Origin of the sequence: uncultured Polaribacter sp. (genome assembly GCF_947500975.1) — a bacterium.
In the GTDB taxonomy this organism is placed as follows: Bacteria; Bacteroidota; Bacteroidia; order Flavobacteriales; family Flavobacteriaceae; genus Polaribacter.
The window spans coordinates 1-988 of record NZ_CANMUE010000040.1 but is presented as its reverse complement, the minus strand read 5'-3'; the positions used below and the strand labels follow the sequence as shown (position 1 = coordinate 988).

Sequence of the window (988 nt, the reverse complement as noted above, 5' to 3'; positions counted from 1 at the left end):
GACATAAATACTGAAGAAACACCTGGCGCAGACATAGTGCCTTTACGTATTGTACCAAATACAGTTACACCAACAGGCGCAAACGCAGGTGAATTTCATGTTGCCGATGACGGCTTATTATATAGTTATGACGCAACAAGATCTAAATGGTTAAGTGTAGATAAAAATATGATAGGTTGGGGTCGAAGTACCGCTGGTACAACTAATGAATATTTACGTCAGTATAACGGAACAGTATCCCTTAATACTGGTTGGAGAATGATAAAAGACGGAACAATTACTGCAATAACTGTACAAAGTAATGCCAATCAAACCTATACAATTCAAATTAGAAAAAACGACGCAACAGCTACAATAGCATCTTTAGGGGTAACTAGTGCTCAAGGTAATCATGATACAACTATAAATGTAGATTTTGAAGAAGGAGATTTTTTACAATGTTATTTAAGTGGTTCTAGTATAGATTATCCTCAAGTACTTATTGAAATTGCATGGAGAAAATAATAAAAAATTCTAATTTAAAAAAAACTATAGTATTACTCTTAACTTTTATTTTAAGTATTGCTACTTATTCAACCAATGCACAAGAAGTTAGGGTAATTGACAATAAAGGAACTATAACTAAATTTAGAAACAATAAAGTTACAACTTCTGCTACAGCACCAACAACACCTTCAGAACGAGATTTTTGGTTTGATACAACCACAAACATTAGTAAAATTTATGATGGTACTAGTTGGTTAACGGTAGATGAAGATACTGTAACTAGTAGTGCTACAGCACCAACAACACCTCTAGAAGGTGATATTTGGTTTGACACTAACACAACACCAAACATACTTAATATTTGGGATGGTACACAATGGGAAGAAATAATAAATAATGCCTGGTCTTTAAAAGGAAACTCTGGCACATCATCTGCAACAGATTTTGTAGGTACAACAGATGCACAAGCACTTGTATTAAAATCTAACAATGTAGAAAAATT

At 33.3% G+C, this 988-nt stretch carries 1 protein-coding gene and 1 pseudogene; both read left to right on the top strand.

What is annotated here, in order from left to right; genetic code table 11:
• A partial coding sequence (locus tag Q0733_RS12930; protein WP_298782748.1) for a hypothetical protein occupies positions 1-504 on the top strand: 504 nt, incomplete at its 5' end.
• A pseudogene (locus tag Q0733_RS12925) lies at positions 492-988 on the top strand (hypothetical protein); the annotation flags it as partial. The gene Q0733_RS12930 and the pseudogene Q0733_RS12925, both read left to right, overlap by 13 nt.